This is a genomic window from Pseudomonas sp. Irchel 3E13, assembly GCF_900187455.1.
Taxonomy (GTDB): domain Bacteria; phylum Pseudomonadota; class Gammaproteobacteria; order Pseudomonadales; family Pseudomonadaceae; genus Aquipseudomonas.
On the sequence record NZ_FYDX01000007.1, the window covers coordinates 380,463 to 399,219 of the forward strand.

Genomic DNA, 18,757 nt, shown 5'->3' on the forward strand with positions numbered 1-18,757 from the left:
TTTGACGCGAATCAAACCACCAAGGCTGGTGGGACGTCACAATCTGACGCGTATATAGCAGGATGCAGGACCATGTCGATGAGTCAACACACCCCCAAGATTTTCGCCGGCGCGCTGATTGCGCTGCTGCTGGCGGCCGGTGGCCTGGGCTACTGGAAATCCTTGCATGACCGCCTGCCCGAAGGCCTGGCCATGGGCAACGGGCGGCTCGAAGCCACCGAAGTCCAGATCGCCAGCAAGGTGCCTGGGCGTCTCGCCGAAGTGCTGGTGGACGAAGGCGACAAAGTCAGCCGCGGCCAGTTGCTCGCCCGCATCGATACCCGCACCCTCGAAGCCCAGCGCGCCCAGGCCGAAGCCGAAGTGGCCCGCGCCCGGGAGAACTACGCCGCCGCCCAGGCCAACGTGCAGTTGCGCCAGAGCGAACAACTGCTCGCCAGCCAGGAGCTGAAGCGCATCCGCGAGATGTTCCAGCGCAAATACGCCAGCCAGCAGTTGCTCGACCAGCAACAGGCGCGCTTCGACACCAGCAACTCGGCGGTGGTCGCCGCACGGGCACAGCTCGCGGCGATCAAGGCAGCGATTGGCGCGGCCGAGGCCCAGGTCGCGCAACTGACCAGCGAAATCGACGACAGCAGCCTGCGCGCGCCAATCAACGGCGTGATTCAGTTGCGCCTGGCCGAACCGGGCGAAGTGCTCGGTGCCGGTGGCCGAGTGCTGCTGCTGATCGACCCCAGCGACCAATACATGAACCTCTACCTGCCCGCCTCCACCGCTGGCCGGCTGACCATCGGCGACGAGGCGCGGATCGTCCTCGACGCCCTGCCCGACCAGGCGCTGCCGGCGAAAATCAGCTTCGTCGCGGCCAAGGCCCAGTTCACGCCCAAGCAGGTGGAAACCCGCGACGAGCGGCAGAAGCTGGTATTCCGGGTCAAGCTGCGCCTGACCGCCCCCGACGCCGTGCCCCAGGCCAAGCCCGGCATGCCCGGCGCCGGTTATGTGCGCACCGCCACCGTGGACTGGCCGGCCAACCTGCAATGAACGGGCTGGCCCTGCAGGCCCGCGGCATCCGTCACCGCTATGGCGCGCTGGAAGCCCTGCATGACATCACCTTCGACCTGCCCGCCGGCACCCGCTGCGGCTTGATCGGCCCGGACGGCGCCGGCAAGTCCAGCCTGCTCGGGCTGATCGCCGGGGTCAAACGGCTGCAACAGGGTGAACTGGACGTGCTCGGCGGCCCGATCGGCAAGCGTTCGCACCGCAGCAGCCTGTACCCGCGCATCGCCTTCATGCCCCAGGGCCTGGGCGGCAACCTGTACCCGGACCTGTCGATCAGCGAAAACATCCGCTTCTTCGCCACCTTGTTCGGCCTGTCCCGCGCCGAATGCGACGCGCGCATGCAAACGCTGCTGGAGGCCACCGACCTCGCCCGCTTCGCCGAGCGCCCGGCGGGCAAGCTGTCTGGCGGCATGAAACAGAAACTCGGCCTGTGCTGCGCGCTGATCCACGAACCCGATCTGCTGATCCTCGATGAGCCCACCACCGGCGTCGACCCGCTGTCGCGGCGGCGCTTCTGGGAGCTGGTCGAGCATGTGCGTCAGCAACGTCCGCAACTGACGCTGCTGGTAGCAACGGCCTACATGGAAGAGGCCGAACAGTTCGAACACTGCCTGATGCTCGACCGCGGCCGGCTGATCGGCGCCGGCGCCAGCCATGAACTGGCCAGCGTCACGCCCAGCGGCAAGCTGGACGAAGCCTTCACCTACTTCCAGGGCGACAGCCACCACAACGCCGAGCCGCTGCACATCCCGCCACGGGACGCCGGCGACGCCAGCATCGCCATCGAAGCGTATGAACTGACCCTGCGCTTCGGCGACTTCACCGCCGTGAACAAGGTCAGCTTCGCCATCGGCCGTGGCGAGATTTTCGGCTTCCTCGGCTCCAACGGCTGCGGCAAGACCACCACCATGAAAGTCCTCACCGGCCTGATGCCGGCCAGCGAAGGCAGCGCCACCCTGCTCGGCCGCCCGGTGGACGCCAAGGACCTGGCCACGCGCAAGCGGGTCGGTTTCATGTCGCAGAGTTTCTCGCTGTACGGCGAACTCAGCGTGCGCCAGAACCTGGAACTGCACGCGCGGCTGTTCGACCTGAAACCCGCCGACAGCACGCCGCGCATCGCCGAGTTGATCCAGCGCTTCGACCTCGGCGACGTCGCCGACCAGCCGTCCGGCGCCCTGCCGCTGGGCCTGCGCCAGCGCCTGTCGCTGGCCGTGGCGGTGCTGCACCGCCCGGAAGTGCTGATCCTCGACGAGCCCACCTCCGGCGTCGACCCGGCCGCCCGCGACGACTTCTGGCGGTTGCTGATCGAGCTGTCGCGGGAACAGGGCGTGACCATCTTTCTCTCGACCCACTTCATGAATGAGGCGCTGCGCTGCGACCGCATCTCGCTGATGCACGCAGGCTCAGTGCTGGCCTGCGACACCCCGGCCGCCTTGCAGGTGCAGTACGGAGGCGCGACCTTGGAAGACGCCTTCGTCACGTGCCTGGAACAAGCCCAGGGCGGCGCGCCCGAGACGCCAGCAGCCAATCTCGACACGCCGGCCGCACCCGCCAGTCCGCCACCTCGCCGGGGTTTCAGCCTGACCCGGCTGGTCGCCGTGGCCAGCCGCGAGGGCAAGGAGCTGCTGCGCGACAAGGTGCGCCTGGCGTTCGCCCTGCTGGGTGCGCTGTTCATGATGGTGATCTTCGGCTTCGGCATTTCGCTGGATGTCGAAAACCTCGCCTTCGCCGTCTACGACCAGGACCAGAGCCCGCAAAGCCGGGCCTACCTCGAAGCCTTCCGTGGCTCGCGCTACTTTGCCGAGCAGCCGCCAATCCGCGATCCGCGACAACTGCACCAGCGCCTGCAGCGCTCGGAGATCAAGCTGGCCCTCGAGATTCCCCCCGGCTTCGGCCGCGACCTGCTTGCCGGGCGCCAGCCGGTGGTCGCGGCCTGGCTCGACGGCGGCATGCCGTTCCGCGCCGAAACCAGCCGCAACTATGTCGAAGCGGTGCATCAGGCCAACCTCGAACAACTGGCGGCGCTGAGCAGCCCGGCGCAGCCGCGCCAGGCGGCGGTGAAGCTGGAGACGCGCTTTCGCTACAACCAGGATGTGGTCAGCGTGAACGCCATCGGGCCTGGGGTCATGGCGCTGATCCTGGCGTTCATCCCGGCCATGCTCACCGCCCTCGGCATCGTCCGCGAAAAGGAGCTGGGTTCGATCACCAACTTCTACGCCACGCCGCTGACCCGCCTTGAGTTCCTGCTCGGCAAACAGGCGCCGTACCTGGCGGTGAGCCTGGTGAACCTGGCGCTGCTGGTGGCGATGAACCGCTGGCTGTTCGGCGTGCCGTTCAAGGGCAGCGCCCTGGCGCTGGCGTGCGGCGGGGTGCTGTACCTGCTGGCGACCACCAGCCTCGGCCTGCTGATCTCGGCCTTCACCCGCACCCAGATCGCCGCGATCCTCGGCACCATGATCCTCACCAGCCTGCCGACCATCCAGTTCTCCGGGCTGATCGTGCCGCGCTCATCCCTCGATGGCTCCGCGGCGCTGATGGGCCAGTTGTTCCCGGCGGGCTACTTCCTCGATATCGCCGTCGGCACCTTCACCAAGGCCCTGGACCTGCGCGAACTGTGGCCGCAATGCCTGGCGCTGCTCGGCTTCTTCGTCGGGTTCACCGGGCTCAGCCTGATCATGCTGAAGAAACAGGAGGCCTGATGCAGCGTCTTGCCCACATTCTGCGCCTGGGTCTGAAAGAGCTGACCAGCCTGCGCCACGACAGCGTTCTGCTGCTGTTTCTGCTCTATGCCTTCAGCGTGGCGATCTACATGCCGGCGGCGGGCTCGGTGATCGGCGTGCACAACGCCAGCGTCGCGGTGGTCGATGAGGACCAGAGCCTGGTCTCGCGCAAGCTGACCGAAGCGCTGCAGCCCCCGGAATTCCAGCCCGCCGTGCCGCTGGCCTACGACCAGCTCGACCGCAGCCTGGACAGCGGCCTGTACACCTTCGTCATCAATATTCCGGTGAATTTCCAGAGCGACCTGCTGGCCGGGCGCTCGCCGGAACTGCAGATCAACGTCGATGCCACGGCCATGAGCCAGGCGTTCATGGGCGCCGGCTATATCGGGCGGATTTTCGAACGCGAGTTGCTGGATTACGCCAGCCCCGCCGGCAGCGCCAGCCGCAGCCCGGCGCTGCTGGAGCCCCGCGCGCTGTTCAACCCGAACCTGGAAGGAGGCTGGTTCCTGGCGGTGATCCAGATCGTCAACAACATCACCATCCTCGCGATCATCCTCACCGGCACCGCCCTGCTGCGCGAGCGCGAGCATGGCACCCTCGATCACCTGCTGGTGCTGCCGCTGACCGCACTGGAAATCATGCTCGCCAAGATCGGCAGCAACGCGCTGGTGGTGGTGCTGTGCACCTGGGTGTCGCTGGAGGTGGTGGTGAAGTGGGCGCTGGGCGTGCCGTTGGCCGGCTCGCTGCCGCTGTTTCTGGGGGTGACGGCGCTGTACCTGTTCGCCAGCACGGCGCTGGGGATTTTTCTCGCTACGCTGGCGCGCTCGACGCCGCAGTTCGGGTTGCTGGCGATTCCGGTGATCATCCCGATGCTGTTGCTCTCGGGCGGCAGCACGCCGCTGGACAGCATGCCGCAATGGTTGCAGTGGGTGATGCAGTTGTCGCCGTCCACCCACTTCGTCAGCCTGGGCGCCGCGATTCTGTTTCGCGACGCCGGGATCACGGTGGTGTGGCCCGACCTGCTGGCCCTGGCGGCGATCGGCCTGGCGTTCTTCGCGATCGCCCTGGCACGTTTCCGCCGCAGCCTGGCCTCGTGATTACTGAACGATCAGGTTGTTGAACAGCAGGTCTTCGACGACCGGCCGACCCTCTTCGTTGGACAGCACCTGCTGGACCTGCTTGAGGGCTTCCTGACGCAGTTTTTCCTTGGCGTCGACGTTGCTCATGCCGTCCAGGCTCTGCTGGGTGAACAGCGCCACCAACTGGTTACGGATCAGCGGCTCGTGGTGCTTGACCGCGGCTGCGTCGGCATCGCCTTCGACCTTCAGCGCAACATCGGCCTTGTACACCCGCAGACGCGGGCCGCCATCGAGGGCGTAGTTGCCGACCAGGGGCGGCGACAGGCTGATATAGGCAACCTTCGGCGCTGCTGCTTCCTTCTCTTCGGCCATGGCCGCCACTGGCAGCGTCAGCGCCAGTACCATCAAGATCCACGCTTTCACGAATTCGCTCCTCAAACAGTTGGCGCCAGCATACCCAGCACACAGGTCAAACCCAAGCCCGGGCTTATGCCAGCCTATTCAGGCCAGGCCATGCTCGTTGACCCGGCACCTTGCATACCTACACTTATCGGCCACCACCCGCAAAGGAATAGCCCTGATGAAAGCCGTGTTGTGCAAAGCCCATGGTCCGGCCCGTGATCTGGTGCTGGAAGACGTCGCCAGCCCGACGCCGAAGAAGAATGAAATCCTCCTGGACGTACACGCCGCGAGCGTCAACTTCCCGGACACCCTGATCATCGAGGGCAAATACCAGTTCCAGCCGCCGCTGCCGTTCTCGCCGGGTGGCGAGGCCGCCGGGGTGGTTGCCGCGACGGGCGAGAATGCCGGCGCGTTCAAGGTCGGCGACCGGGTCATGGCCCTGACGGGCTGGGGCAGCTTCGCCGAACAGGTCGCGGTGCCGGCCTACAACGTGCTGCCCATCCCGGAAGGCATGGACTTCGCCACTGCCTCGGCCTTCGGCATGACCTACGGCACCTCGATGCACGCGCTGCGCCAGCGCGGCCAATTGCAGGCCGGCGAAACCTTGCTGGTGCTGGGTGCTTCCGGCGGCGTCGGCCTGGCGGCGGTGGAAATCGGCAAGGCCATGGGCGCGCGGGTAATCGCCGCGGCCAGTAGCGCGGAGAAACTGGAAATCGCCAAGGCTGCGGGCGCGGACGAGTTGATCGACTACAGCCAGCACAGCCTGAAAGACGAAATCAAACGCCTGACCGGCGGCAAGGGCGTCGATGTGATCTACGACCCGGTGGGCGGCGACCTGTTCGACCAGGCCGTACGCGGCCTGGCCTGGAACGGCCGGTTGCTGGTGGTGGGCTTTGCCAGCGGGCGAATCCCTGAGTTACCGGTCAATCTGGTGCTGCTCAAGGGCGCGGCGGTGCTCGGCGTGTTCTGGGGCTCGTTCGCCCAGCGCCAGCCGGCGGACAACGCAGCGAACTTCCAGCAACTGTTTGCGTGGTTTGCCGAGGGCAAGTTGAAGCCGTTGGTGTCGAAGACCTATCCATTGGCCGAGGCCGGGTTGGCGATCGAACAATTGGCGGGGCGCAAGGCGGTTGGGAAGCTGGTGGTGAAGGTCAGATAAACCGTGGTTGCAGGGCTCTGGGGCTGCATTGCAGCCCCAAGGCTCAATCACTGACCATGACAGCGCCTGTACCGCGCCTCCAGATTGCGATCCGGCATGGCATGGCTGCGCAACGCTTCCAGGGTCTGCTCGACATAATCGCGGGTCGTGCCATAACGCCCTTTGGCGCTGGCAAGGATATGGGTGAGCAGGCTGTCCGGCAGATTCCCCGCGTAGCACGGCAGATGCCGCTCCAGCACGAACCCCAGCGCCTGCACCTTGCTGCCGTCGTCCAACCGGCAATTCAGCCAGTGCGGGCGATACGCCGGGTACGGCATCTCGCGCTGCCACAGCGCCAGCAGCGAATCCTGCAGTTTGTCTTCCGGCAACCGATAGGCGAACCCGCTGCATGAACCGCCCCGATCCAGCCCAAACACCAGCCCCGGACATTCCGGCGTGCCGCGATGCTCATGCGACCACAGGTACAGCCCGCGGTGATAACCATGAACCCGCCCGCGCCGCCGCTCGGTGGACTGGCACTCCGGGCGCCAGATCAACGAACCGTAGGCGAACAGCCAGACCGGGCCGCCTTGGTGCAGGGCCATGGTTTGCTGGACAGAGTCGAGAAGTTGCTCCCGGGACAATTGCTGACCGAAATCAAGTACCGGGGGATACGCAAGGGGAAAAGGTGCAGGTTCGATTACCGACATAGCCGCCGCCAAAGTTCCTCGTGAAATACCGAAGTACTCCACTATAGAGCCAACGCACTCAATAGACACTTACCGTACGGCAGACAACGGTTCGGAAACAAGCCCCCCGCTCGCCTAAACACCGCGAAATACGGGAGTTTCAGAAGATCGAAGGACACTATTGCAAGTGTAGCGATACTTTTTCGCGGCGCCGGCAATAATTAAAAGGCGGGCGTTTGCTTATAAGCCTTACTTGGACACTCGGTTATAAACCGGCGCGTTGTTGCAACGCGCCTTATTACTCAAGTTAGCCGCGTGGGGCATAAGCGAATACATCGGCGCGCATCTGGTGCGCATCCATGCCGGCATTCACCAGGGCATCGAGGGTGGCATAGACCATGGCCGGCGAACCGCTGGCATAGACATGAATCCGCGACAGGTCGTCGAGGTCCTCGCAGACCGCCTCATGCAGCAGGCCGCAGCGCCCGTCCCAGCCACACAGGTCGCTCACGACCTTGTGCAGGAACAGGTTTGGCAGTTGCTCCCACTGCGCCCATGCGTCGATGCTGTAGAAGTCCTCGGGCCGGCGCACGCCCCAGTACAGATGCACCGGGTGCTTGAAGCCCTGCACGCGGCAATGCTCGATCAGGCTGTGCATCTGCGCCATGCCGGTGCCTGCGGCGATCAGCACCAGCGGACCTTCCGGCAATTCGGCGAGATGGGTGTCGCCGAATGGCATTTCGAGGCGGGCCATGCGGGTGCGCTGCAGTTGCGCGATCAGGTCCAGCGCGCTCTTTTCCCGCGCCAGCACGTGCATTTCCAGGTCACGGCCACCGTGCGGTGCCGATGCCAGGGAGAAGGCTGCCTTGTCGCCGCTTTCGCGCTCGATCAGCAAATACTGCCCGGCGTGGTAGCGCGGCGGTTTGCCGGCCGGGGCGCGCAGGCGCACGCGCCAGACATCGCCACCGACCTCGGTGCACTCGCTCAACTGGCACGCCAGCGTACGCACCGGCAGCTCGCCCAGGGCGAGCACGCCGTCCCAGAGCAGGATGCAGTCTTCCAGCGGTTCGGCGATGCAGGTGAACAGCTCACCGTGATCGCGTACTTCACCGTCCTGACGCACCCGGCCCTCCACCAGCAGGGCGGCACAGACGTGACAGTTGCCATTGCGGCAGCTCTGCGGGCAGTCGTAACCCAGGCGTTGTGCCGCTTCCAGAATCCTCTCTCCGGGCTTGAGCGCCAGTACGGCTCCGGACGGCTGCAAGGTTACCTGCATCAATCTATTCCCAACTGGTTCCACAGCTCATCGATCCGCTTGGTGACGGCCTCGTCCTTGACGATGACCCGGCCCCATTCGCGCGTGGTTTCGCCCGGCCACTTGTTGGTGGCGTCCAGGCCCATCTTCGAACCGAGGCCCGAGACCGGCGAGGCGAAGTCGAGGTAATCGATCGGCGTGTTCTCGATCAGCACCGTGTCGCGCTTGGGGTCCATGCGCGTGGTGATGGCCCAGATCACGTCGTTCCAGTCCCGCGCATTGACATCGTCGTCGGTGACGATAACGAACTTGGTGTACATGAACTGTCGCAAAAACGACCAGACGCCCAGCATTACCCGCTTGGCGTGCCCCGGGTACTGCTTCTTCATGGTGACCACCGCCATGCGGTAGGAGCAGCCTTCGGGTGGCAGGTAGAAGTCGGTGATTTCCGGGAACTGCTTCTGCAGGATCGGCACGAACACTTCGTTCAGCGCCACGCCGAGAATCGCCGGCTCATCCGGTGGACGGCCGGTGTAGGTGCTGTGATAGATCGGCTTGGTGCGGTGAGTGATGCGCTCGATGGTGAACACCGGGAAGCTGTCGACTTCGTTGTAATAGCCGGTGTGGTCGCCATACGGGCCTTCGGGCGCGGTTTCGCCGGGGTGGATCACGCCTTCCAGGATGATCTCGGCGGTCGCCGGCACCTGCAGGTCGCTGCCACGGCACTTCACCAGCTCGGTGCGGTTGCCCCGCAGCAGGCCGGCGAAGGCGTATTCGGAAAGGGTGTCCGGCACCGGCGTGACGGCACCGAGGATGGTCGCCGGGTCAGCGCCCAGGGCGACGGCCACCGGGAATGGCTTGCCGGGGTTCTTCTCGCACCACTCGCGGTAGTCGAGGGCGCCGCCGCGGTGGCTGAGCCAACGCATGATGACCTTGTTGCGGCCAATCACCTGCTGGCGATAGATGCCGAGGTTCTGCCGCTCCTTGTTCGGCCCGCGGGTAACGGTCAGGCCCCAGGTGATCAGCGGCGCGACGTCGCCTGGCCAGCAATGCTGGATCGGCAGCATGCCCAGGTCGACATCCTCGCCCTCGATGACCACTTCGTGGCAAGGCGCGTCCTTGACCACTTTCGGCGCCATGGCCACGACTTTCTTGAAGATCGGCAGCTTGGACCAGGCGTCCTTGAGCCCCTTTGGCGGCTCGGGCTCCTTGAGGAACGCCAGCAGCTTGCCGATTTCCCGCAGTTCGCTCACTGACTGGGCGCCCATGCCCATGGCCACCCGCTCCGGGGTGCCGAACAGGTTGCCGAGGACGGGAATGTCGTAACCGGTGGGGCGCTCGAACAACAGTGCCGGCCCCTTGGCCCGCAGTGTGCGGTCGCAGACTTCAGTCATTTCCAGGACCGGCGAAATGGGGACCTGGATGCGCTTGAGTTCTGAGCGCTGCTCCAGGCCACGGATAAAGTCGCGCAAATCGCGATACTGCATGCGTGAGCCTCGTGTTGGCCGTATCGGTCGGGACGGGCAGTGTAGCGCCGAACCGGGCCAGTCAGAATAGTCCGTAAGATAGATAGCAAAAAGCCGGGTTTCCCCGGCTCTTGCCTACAGCGAGTGCTTACTTGCGCTTCATCGACAGGAAGAACTCGTCGTTGGTCTTGGTCTGCTTGAGCTTGTCGATCAAGAACTCGATGGCAGCGATTTCGTCCATCGGGTGCAGCAGCTTGCGCAGGATCCACATGCGTTGCAGTTCGTCGTCGGCGGTCAGCAGCTCTTCGCGGCGGGTGCCCGAACGGTTGATGTTGATGGCCGGGAACACACGCTTCTCGGCGATGCGACGGTCCAGAGGCAGTTCCATGTTGCCGGTGCCCTTGAACTCTTCGTAGATCACTTCGTCCATCTTCGAACCGGTTTCAACCAGCGCGGTGGCGATGATGGTCAGCGAACCGCCTTCCTCGATGTTCCGTGCGGCACCGAAGAAACGCTTCGGTTTTTCCAGCGCGTGGGCATCGACACCACCGGTCAGTACCTTGCCGGAGCTCGGGATCACGGTGTTGTAGGCGCGAGCCAGACGGGTGATGGAATCAAGCAGGATGACCACGTCTTTCTTGTGCTCGACCAGGCGCTTGGCCTTCTCGATGACCATTTCGGCCACTTGCACGTGACGGGTTGGCGGCTCGTCGAAGGTGGAGGCAACCACTTCGCCGCGCACGGTGCGCTGCATTTCGGTCACTTCTTCCGGGCGCTCGTCGATCAGCAGGACGATCAGGTGGCACTCGGGGTTGTTGCGGGTAATGTTCGCCGCGATGTTCTGCAGCATGATGGTCTTGCCCGCTTTCGGCGGGGCGACGATCAGGCCGCGCTGGCCTTTGCCGATCGGGGCGCACAGGTCGATAACGCGACCGGTGAGGTCTTCGGTGGAACCGTTGCCGGCTTCCATCTTCAGGCGCTTGTTGGGGAACAGCGGCGTCAGGTTTTCGAACAGGATCTTGTTCTTCGCGTTTTCAGGACGGTCGAAGTTGATGGTGTCGACCTTGAGCAGTGCGAAGTAACGCTCGCCTTCTTTTGGCGGCCGGATCTTGCCGACGATGGTGTCGCCGGTGCGCAGGTTGAAGCGACGGATCTGGCTTGGCGAGACGTAGATGTCGTCTGGGCCGGCCAGGTAGGAAGAATCCGCCGAACGCAGGAAGCCGAAGCCGTCCTGGAGAATCTCCAGCACGCCGTCACCGGAAATTTCCTCGCCGCTTTTCGCGTGCTTCTTCAACAGGGAGAAAATCACATCCTGCTTGCGCGAACGGGCCATATTTTCTATGCCCATCTGTTCGGCCATTTCTAGCAGATCGGTAATCGGCTTTTGCTTGAGTTCAGTCAGGTTCATAAGGGGATTGAGGTAATCATGTAAGAAGGGAGATTAAGCATCTGGCTTAATGAGGCCGCGCCGCAGAGAAGGCGACAGGATCGCGCACAAGTTCGAATTGGAAGGCGGCGGCGGTGTGCAGGGGGCATTGAAGAAACAATGCGAGGCCGAATTTAACACCTGCTTTTTCTGGCGTCTAGTCACCAGAATGAGAAAAGCCCCGACAAATGCGGGGCTTTTACAGACTCAGATATTGGCGTCGATGAACGCTTGCAACTGAGATTTCGACAGGGCGCCGACCTTGGTGGCTGCGACCTGGCCGTCCTTGAACAGCATCAGGGTCGGGATACCCCGAACGCCGTGCTTGCCCGGAGTATCAGGGTTTGAGTCGATGTTCAGCTTGGCGATGGTCAGCTTGCCGTTGTAATCCTCGGCGATAGCGTCCAGGACCGGAGCGATCATTTTGCAAGGACCGCACCACTCAGCCCAGTAGTCGACCAGTACAGGGCCCTGGGCCTGCAGTACGTCGGCCTCGAAACTGGCGTCGGTAACGTGTTTGATAAGATCGCTGCTCATGGAAATCTCCAGGTTCGGAAGCAAAAAAACGTTGCCCATCATAACGGCCCTCTCTGCCGACAGGAAGCCGCCAGCGATTGAGTCTGTCTATGGTAGTTCATGATCTTGCGTATCGACCGTCACACAAAAGACACAATTCCTACGCGAAACTGCGCCATATCAAGCCTTGCACTGCTCCGCGTTGGCGTAAACCGACTATCGTGGCAGGATTGCCGGGTTAACGACCGAGAAGCCATCACATGCCGCATTCCACTGCCAAGAACCTTTCCCTGATCGCCGCCATTGACCTTGGCTCCAACAGCTTCCATATGGTTGTAGCCAAAGCCCATCACAGCGAAATCCGTATCCTTGAGCGGCTCGGCGAGAAGGTTCAACTGGCGGCTGGCATCAATGAAGAGCGCCAGCTCAACGAAGAATCCATGCAGCGCGGCCTCGACTGCCTCAAGCGCTTCGCCCAACTGATCAACGGCATGCCCCAGGGCTCGGTGCGCATCGTCGGCACCAACGCACTGCGCGAAGCGCGCAACCGCGGCGAGTTCATCCGCCGCGCCGAAGAAATCCTCGGCCATCCGGTGGAAGTGATTTCCGGTCGCGAGGAAGCCCGCCTCATTTATCTGGGTGTTTCCCACACCCTCGCCGACACCCCCGGCAAGCGCCTGGTGGCCGACATCGGCGGCGGCAGTACCGAGTTCATCATCGGCCAGCGCTTCGAACCGCTGCTGCGCGAAAGCCTGCAAATGGGCTGTGTCAGCTTCACCCAGCGTTATTTCCGCGACGGCAAGATCACCCCGGCACGCTACGCCCAGGCCTACACCGCGGCGCGCCTGGAGCTGATGAGCATCGAAACCGCCCTGCACCGCCTGGGCTGGGATGAAGCCATCGGGTCGTCCGGCACCATCCGCGCCATTGGTCTGGCCATCAAGGCCGGCGGCCTGGGCAACGGTGAAGTCAACGCCGAAGGCATGGCCTGGCTCAAGCGCAAGCTGTTCAAGCTGGGCGAAATCGAGAAGATCGACTTCGACGGCGTCAAACCTGACCGTCGGGCGATCTTCCCGGCAGGCCTGGCGATCCTCGAAGCGATTTTCGACGCCCTCGAACTGCAACGCATGGACCACTGCGACGGCGCCCTGCGCGAAGGCGTGCTCTATGACCTGCTCGGCCGCCACCATCACGAAGACGTGCGCGAGCGCACCCTCAGTTCGCTGATGGAGCGCTACCACGTCGATCAGGGCCAGGTTGCCCGGGTCGAGCGCAAGGCGCTGCACGCCTTCGACCAGGTAGCCGCGGCGTGGGATCTGCAAGACGGTATCTGGCGTGAACTGCTGGGCTGGGCGGCCAAGGTGCATGAGGTAGGCCTGGACATCGCCCACTATCACTACCACAAGCACGGCGCCTACCTGATCGAACACTCCGATCTGGCCGGCTTCTCCCGCGAAGACCAGCAAATGCTGGCCCTGCTGGTGCGTGGCCACCGCCGCAACATTCCCAAGGACAAGTTCGCCGACTTCGGCGACGAAGGCGTGAAGCTCATTCGCCTGTGCGTACTGCTGCGCTTCGCCATCCTGTTCCACCACATCCGCGGCACCCAACAGATGCCGAAGGTGGAACTGCACGCCAATGGCGACAGCCTGGCCATCGCGTTCCCGGATAACTGGCTGGAAGAGAACCAGTTGACCCGGGCCGACTTCGAACAGGAAGCCGAGTGGTTGGCCCGGGTCGGTTTCGTCCTCAGCGTACGATAAGCACCGGATTGCTCAGGCGCTCGAGCAGAGTCGCCTGAACACTGCGCGGGTTCTGGTTGCCGGTCGGCGTGCTGCGTACGTAGCGGCCGTCCGGTTGCAGGATCCACGAGTGGGTGTTGTCGGTCAGGTACCCTTCCAGCTCTTTCTTCACCCGTAGCAGAAGTTTCTTGCCATCGACCGGGAAGCAGGTCTCGACGCGCTTGTCGAGGTTGCGCTCCATCCAGTCGGCGCTGGACAGGAAGATCTGCTCCTCGCCGCCATTGAGGAAGTAGAACACCCGGGTGTGCTCCAGGAAGCGGCCGATGATCGAGCGCACGTGGATGTTGTGCGAGACGCCGGCGATGCCCGGACGCAGGCAGCACATGCCACGTACCACCAGATCAATGCGCACGCCCGACTGGCTGGCCTTGTACAGCGCGCGGATGATCTTCGGGTCGGTCAGCGAGTTGAACTTGGCGATGATGTGCGCCGGCTTGCCTTCCACGGCGAACTGGGTTTCCCGCGCGATCATGTCGAGCATGCCTTTCTTCAGGGTGAAAGGCGCGTGCAGCAGCTTTTTCATGCGCAGGGTCTTGCCCATGCCGATCAACTGGCTGAACAACTTGCCGACGTCCTCGCAAAGCGCATCGTCGGAAGTCAGCAGGCTGTAGTCGGTGTACAGGCGGGCGTTGCCGGCGTGGTAGTTGCCGGTCCCCAGGTGCGCGTAGCGGACGATCTCGCCGGCTTCGCGACGCAGGATCAACATCATCTTGGCGTGGGTCTTGAAGCCGACCACACCGTAGATCACCACGGCGCCCGCGGCCTGCAGGCGGCTGGCCATCTGCAGGTTGGACTCTTCGTCGAAGCGCGCGCGCAATTCGATCACCGCAGTGACCTCCTTGCCGTTACGCGCCGCGTCCACCAGCGCATCGACGATTTCCGAGTTGGCGCCGCTGCGGTAGAGGGTCTGGCGTACGGCCAGGACGTGCGGGTCCTTGGCGGCCTGGCGCAGCATGTCGACGACCGGGGTGAACGACTCGAACGGGTGCATCAGCAGGATGTCCTGCTTGCTCACCACGCTGAAAATGTTCTCGCTGTTCTGCAACAGCTTGGGAATGGCCGGCGTGAACGGGAGGTATTGCAGCTCCGGATGGCTGTCCAGGCCGGTGATGCTGAACAGGCGGGTCAGGTTGACCGGCCCATTGACCTGATACAGCTCGCTCTCGCTCAGGCTGAACTGTTTGAGCAGGTAGTCGGACAGGTGTTTCGGGCAAGTGTCGGCGACCTCGAGACGCACCGCGTCACCGTAGCGACGGGAGAACAGCTCGCCGCGCAGGGCGCGGGCCAGGTCTTCGACATCTTCGGAGTCCAGCGCCAGGTCGGCGTTACGAGTCAGGCGGAACTGGTAGCAGCCCTTGACCTTCATGCCCTGGAACAGGTCGTCGGCGTGCGCGTGGATCATCGACGAAAGGAATACATAGTTGTCGCCAGGACCACCGACGTCTTCCGGCACCCGGATAACCCGCGGCAGCAGACGCGGCGCCGGGATAATCGCCAGGCCCGAGTCGCGGCCGAAGGCATCGATACCTTCCAGCTCGACGATGAAGTTCAGGCTCTTGTTCACCAGCAGCGGGAACGGGTGAGTCGGGTCGAGGCCGATCGGCGTGATGATCGGCGCGATCTCGTCGCGGAAGAAGCGGCGCACCCAGGTCTTGAGCTTGGTCGTCCAGTGACGGCGACGGATGAAGCGGATCTGGTGCTTTTCCAGTTCCGGCAGCAGCACTTCGTTGAGAATCGCGTACTGGCGCTGCACTTCGTGGTGCACCAGGTCGCTGATCCGCGCCAGTGCCTGGTGCGGCTGCAGGCCGTCGGCGCCGGCCTGCTCGCGAGCGAAGGTGATCTGCTTTTTCAGGCCCGCAACACGAATCTCGAAGAACTCATCCAGGTTGCTGGAGAAGATCAGCAGAAACTTCAGCCGCTCCAGCAGGGGATAGGACTCATCCAGCGCCTGTTCCAGCACGCGGATGTTGAACTGCAATTGCGACAGTTCGCGATGGATGTAAAGGCTGCTGTCATCCAGGCCCGGTACCGCGACAGCGGGTGCCGGAGCAACCGCCGGCGCCTCCGCCGGGGGAGCCGCGACCACCTCGGGTTCTGGCGGGGTTTCCAGCAGTTGCTCGGGAGCGACTGGTTCATCCTTAACAGCGTCTTCGATCAGTGCTTCGTTATTCATCTTGCGTTCCTGAAGGGCGTTACTGCCCTCTCATCAATTGTGCGGCGCGTACAGCGAAGTAAGTCAGGATGCCGTCGGCGCCCGCTCGTTTGAAAGCGGTGAGCGATTCGAGAATGACGCCCTCGGAGAGCCAGCCATTCTGGATCGCAGCCATGTGCATCGCGTACTCGCCACTGACCTGGTAAACGAAGGTCGGCACCTTGAACTCGTCCTTGACCCGCTGAAGGATATCCAGATATGGCATGCCTGGCTTGACCATGACCATATCGGCGCCTTCGGAGAGGTCGGCTGCCACTTCGTGCAGCGCCTCATTGGTGTTGGCCGGATCCATCTGGTACGAGGCCTTGTTGGCCTTGCCCAGATTGAGCGCCGAGCCCACCGCATCGCGGAACGGACCATAGTAAGCGCTGGCGTACTTGGCCGAGTAGGCCATGATGCGCACGTTGACGTGGCCGGCCAGCTCCAGGGCTTCACGGATGGCCTGGATGCGGCCGTCCATCATGTCCGACGGAGCGACCACCTGGGCGCCGGCTTCGGCGTGGGACAGGGCCTGGCGGACCAGTGCATCGACGGTGATGTCGTTCTGCACATAGCCTTCTTCATCAAGGATGCCGTCCTGACCGTGGGTGGTGAACGGGTCAAGCGCGACGTCGGTAATCACGCCCAGTTCCGGGAAGCGTGCACGCAGGGCGCGGGTAGCGCGCTGGGCAATGCCTTCGGGGTTCCAGGCTTCGGCGCCATCGAGGGATTTGTTTTCCGACGGGGTCACCGGGAACAGTGCCAGCGCCGGAATGCCCAGCTCGACCCACTCCGCCGCCGCTTCCAGCAGCAGGTCGATGCTCAGGCGCTCGACGCCCGGCATGGAGGCCACTTCCTCGCGGCGGTTTTCACCGTCCAGCACGAATACCGGCAGGATCAGGTCATCGACAGTCAGGACATTCTCGCGAACCAGACGACGGGAAAAGTCATCACGACGGTTGCGACGCAGGCGGGTAGCGGGGAACAGACGATTGGCAGGGGTAAAGCTCACGGCAGACTCCTGAGCCCGCGCGGACAGGCGGGCGCGACAGTTATAAGCGGCCATTATGACGCTTGTGTGACAGGCGGGGACAACCCTGCGACCTACAGACGCAGGCATTGTCCCTTGTAGGAATTGTTCACGTCGAGACACATTTGGACACTTTCCCCCAAGCGCTCGAAGGGGTAGGCTGCGCGTTCATTTCGCCAGCATCCAGAAAATGCTTCAAGAATTCCTGCAAGATTTCGGCTACTTTGCCCTTTTTCTAGGTACGTTTTTTGAAGGCGAGACCATCCTGGTACTGGCCGGATTCCTTGCGTTCCGCGGATACATGGACATCAACCTGGTGGTGCTGGTGGCGTTCTTCGGCAGCTATGCCGGCGATCAGCTCTGGTACTTCATGGGCCGTCGTCATGGGCGCAAGTTGCTGGCACGCAAACCGCGCTGGCAGTTGATGGGCGACCGGGCGCTTGAGCACATCCGCCGCCACCCGGACATCTGGGTGCTGAGTTTCCGCTTCGTCTACGGCCTGCGTACCGTGATGCCGGTGGCCATCGGCCTGTCCGGTTATCCACCGCGCCGCTACCTGTTGCTCAATGGCATCGGCGCGGCGGTCTGGGCGTTGGCCCTGGGTGCCGCCGCCTACCACTTCGGCGCGATTCTCGAAGGCCTGCTGGGCAACGTGAAGAAGTACGAACTATGGGTGCTCGGCGGCCTGCTGGTGCTCGGCGCCCTGCTGTGGCTGCGTCGCCGGTTCAAGGCCGCGCGCATTGCCAAACAGGAAGCGGCGGCTCAAGTACAGGCCGATCAGGCTGAGCAGGCTGTAACCGAGCAGCGCGACCCACCCCAGGGCGGTGACCGGCCCTAGACCGGTCACACCGGCCAGCGCATAGGCCGGCAGGTTCAGCCCCAGCCGCGTGAGTTCCAGACGCCGCGCCCAGGGACGGTTCTCCAGCGCCGTCCCCAACACGAACAATCCAAACGCCATCACCCCCCAGCCCAGCAGCAACGCTGCCAGCGGCAGGCGCCCGCCTGCGTTCATCAGATAGCTGCCCAGCGCCACATAGGCCGCGAATTGCAGCAACACGTAAAGCTGCTGCGCCCCACCCAGTGGCACCTCGAACTTGCGGAAATTCGTCAGATCCTGCTTCGCCTGTGGATAACGTTGCGCCACATCGGCCGGGCGCCAGCCGGTGGGCATGAACCAGATTCGCAGCTTGTCCCACCAACGCCCGGTGCGTCGCGCATCGGCCCAGAGTTGGGCGTAGAACTGCAGATTGGCCCACAGTGGATTCCAGCTCGCCAGCGGCGTGGTCACCCCGAAAATCACGGGCTCGTTATCGTCTTCTTCGAGGAAGGTGCCGAACAGCCGGTCCCAGAGAATGAACACGCCCCCGTAGTTGCGATCTATGTAGATAGGATTCTGCGCATGGTGGACGCGATGATTGGACGGCGTGACGAACAGCCACTCATACCAGCCAAGCTTGGGAATGTGCCGGGTATGCACCCAGAACTGATACAGCAGGTTCAGCGCACCGACGCTGACGAACACCAGCAGCGGCACGCCCAGCACCGCCAGCGGCAGGTAGAAGATCCACGACAGCAGAAACCCGGTGCTGGTCTGACGCAGCGCGGTAGAAAGGTTGTAGTCCTCGCTCTGGTGATGCACCGAATGCGCGGCCCAGAGAATGTTGCGCTCGTGGCCGAAGCGATGCAGCCAGTAGTAGCAGAAGTCATAGGCGATGAACGCCAGCACCCACACCCACCAGGCATTCGCCGGCAACTCGAACAGCGCCAGGTGCTCCAGGGCAATGGCGTAGCTGACCAGCCCGACACCCTTGGTCAACAACCCCGTGGTGGTCGACAACACCCCCGCACTCAGGCTGTTGACGGCATCCGCCAACCGATAAGTGCTCACGCCGCGCCAGCGGTCAGCCAGCAGTTCGACCGCGATCAAGACGAAGAAAAACGGCACGGCAAGCAGGATGAAGTCCATGGCGAGTCCATTTTCTGGCAATGG

14 protein-coding genes and 1 pseudogene are annotated in these 18,757 nt (G+C 63.5%); 6 read left to right on the forward strand and 9 right to left on the reverse strand.

The window, feature by feature from the left end:
* Nucleotides 1–72 precede the first annotated feature (72 nt).
* Genes CKW37_RS14725 through CKW37_RS14735 form a run of 3 tightly spaced genes read left to right on the forward strand, consistent with a single transcriptional unit; the run spans nucleotide 73 to nucleotide 4,873 of the window.
* Nucleotides 73–1,038, forward strand: a complete 966-nt coding sequence (locus CKW37_RS14725) for an HlyD family secretion protein (RefSeq protein WP_371864290.1) — start codon at nucleotides 73–75, stop codon at nucleotides 1,036–1,038.
* Entirely contained in the window at nucleotides 1,035–3,755 is a 2,721-nt protein-coding gene (gene rbbA / locus CKW37_RS14730) for a ribosome-associated ATPase/putative transporter RbbA (RefSeq protein ID WP_095156437.1), read from the forward strand. Before CKW37_RS14725 ends, rbbA begins: the two co-directional genes overlap by 4 nt.
* On the forward strand, nucleotides 3,755–4,873 hold the full coding sequence (locus CKW37_RS14735; RefSeq protein ID WP_095156438.1) for an ABC transporter permease: 1,119 nt from the start codon (nucleotides 3,755–3,757) through the stop codon (nucleotides 4,871–4,873). The genes rbbA and CKW37_RS14735 overlap by 1 nt, the downstream gene beginning before the upstream one ends.
* On the opposite strand, the gene CKW37_RS14740 is transcribed toward CKW37_RS14735, so the two are convergent.
* Complete coding sequence (locus CKW37_RS14740; RefSeq protein WP_095156439.1) at nucleotides 4,874–5,278, reverse strand: flagellar basal body-associated protein FliL; 405 nt, start codon at nucleotides 5,276–5,278, stop codon at nucleotides 4,874–4,876.
* Nucleotides 5,279–5,435: 157 nt separating this feature from the next.
* Between CKW37_RS14740 and CKW37_RS14745 the strand changes: the two genes are divergently transcribed.
* Nucleotides 5,436–6,413, forward strand: a complete 978-nt coding sequence (locus tag CKW37_RS14745) for an NADPH:quinone oxidoreductase family protein (RefSeq protein ID WP_095156440.1) — start codon at nucleotides 5,436–5,438, stop codon at nucleotides 6,411–6,413.
* A gap of 47 nt (nucleotides 6,414–6,460) precedes the next feature.
* Here the strand turns inward: CKW37_RS14745 and CKW37_RS14750 are convergent, their stop codons facing one another.
* The 5 genes from CKW37_RS14750 to trxA all read right to left on the reverse strand — a co-directional run bounded on the left by CKW37_RS14750 (nucleotide 6,461) and on the right by trxA (nucleotide 11,765).
* A complete protein-coding gene (locus CKW37_RS14750; RefSeq protein WP_095156441.1) occupies nucleotides 6,461–7,102 on the reverse strand; it encodes a gamma-glutamylcyclotransferase in 642 nt (213 codons plus the stop codon).
* Between the two features lie 286 nt (nucleotides 7,103–7,388).
* Nucleotides 7,389–8,357: a CDP-6-deoxy-delta-3,4-glucoseen reductase gene (locus tag CKW37_RS14755; RefSeq protein ID WP_095156442.1), complete on the reverse strand. Its 969-nt coding sequence runs from the start codon at nucleotides 8,355–8,357 to the stop codon at nucleotides 7,389–7,391.
* Nucleotides 8,357–9,823: a 4-hydroxy-3-polyprenylbenzoate decarboxylase gene (gene ubiD / locus CKW37_RS14760; protein ID WP_095156443.1), complete on the reverse strand. Its 1,467-nt coding sequence runs from the start codon at nucleotides 9,821–9,823 to the stop codon at nucleotides 8,357–8,359. Before ubiD ends, CKW37_RS14755 begins: the two co-directional genes overlap by 1 nt.
* Before the next feature lie 127 nt (nucleotides 9,824–9,950).
* Nucleotides 9,951–11,210, reverse strand: coding sequence for a transcription termination factor Rho (gene rho, locus CKW37_RS14765; protein ID WP_095156444.1), 1,260 nt, complete (start codon nucleotides 11,208–11,210; stop codon nucleotides 9,951–9,953).
* A gap of 225 nt (nucleotides 11,211–11,435) precedes the next feature.
* Nucleotides 11,436–11,765 carry a thioredoxin TrxA gene (gene trxA, locus CKW37_RS14770; RefSeq protein WP_095156497.1) on the reverse strand — a complete coding sequence of 110 codons (330 nt, stop codon included), beginning with the start codon at nucleotides 11,763–11,765 and terminating at the stop codon, nucleotides 11,436–11,438.
* 239 nt (nucleotides 11,766–12,004) lie between these two features.
* Between trxA and ppx the strand changes: the two genes are divergently transcribed.
* Nucleotides 12,005–13,507, forward strand: coding sequence for an exopolyphosphatase (ppx, locus tag CKW37_RS14775; RefSeq protein WP_095156445.1), 1,503 nt, complete (start codon nucleotides 12,005–12,007; stop codon nucleotides 13,505–13,507).
* On the opposite strand, the gene ppk1 is transcribed toward ppx, so the two are convergent.
* Both ppk1 and hemB read right to left on the reverse strand, forming a co-directional pair.
* Entirely contained in the window at nucleotides 13,494–15,719 is a 2,226-nt protein-coding gene (gene ppk1, locus CKW37_RS14780) for a polyphosphate kinase 1 (RefSeq protein ID WP_095156446.1), read from the reverse strand. The two genes, ppx and ppk1, sit on opposite strands and share 14 nt — an antisense overlap.
* A gap of 19 nt (nucleotides 15,720–15,738) precedes the next feature.
* Nucleotides 15,739–16,749: a porphobilinogen synthase gene (hemB, locus tag CKW37_RS14785; protein WP_095156447.1), complete on the reverse strand. Its 1,011-nt coding sequence runs from the start codon at nucleotides 16,747–16,749 to the stop codon at nucleotides 15,739–15,741.
* 208 nt (nucleotides 16,750–16,957) lie between these two features.
* Here hemB and CKW37_RS14790 point away from each other — a divergent pair, with 208 nt between their 5' ends.
* Nucleotides 16,958–17,605 (forward strand): DedA family protein, encoded by a 648-nt coding sequence (locus CKW37_RS14790; RefSeq protein WP_175652605.1) that lies wholly within the window; start codon nucleotides 16,958–16,960, stop codon nucleotides 17,603–17,605.
* On the opposite strand, the pseudogene CKW37_RS14795 reads toward CKW37_RS14790, so the two are convergent.
* A pseudogene (locus CKW37_RS14795) lies at nucleotides 17,525–18,733 on the reverse strand (sterol desaturase family protein); the annotation flags it as partial. The gene CKW37_RS14790 and the pseudogene CKW37_RS14795 sit on opposite strands and share 81 nt — an antisense overlap.
* Nucleotides 18,734–18,757 lie beyond the last annotated feature (24 nt).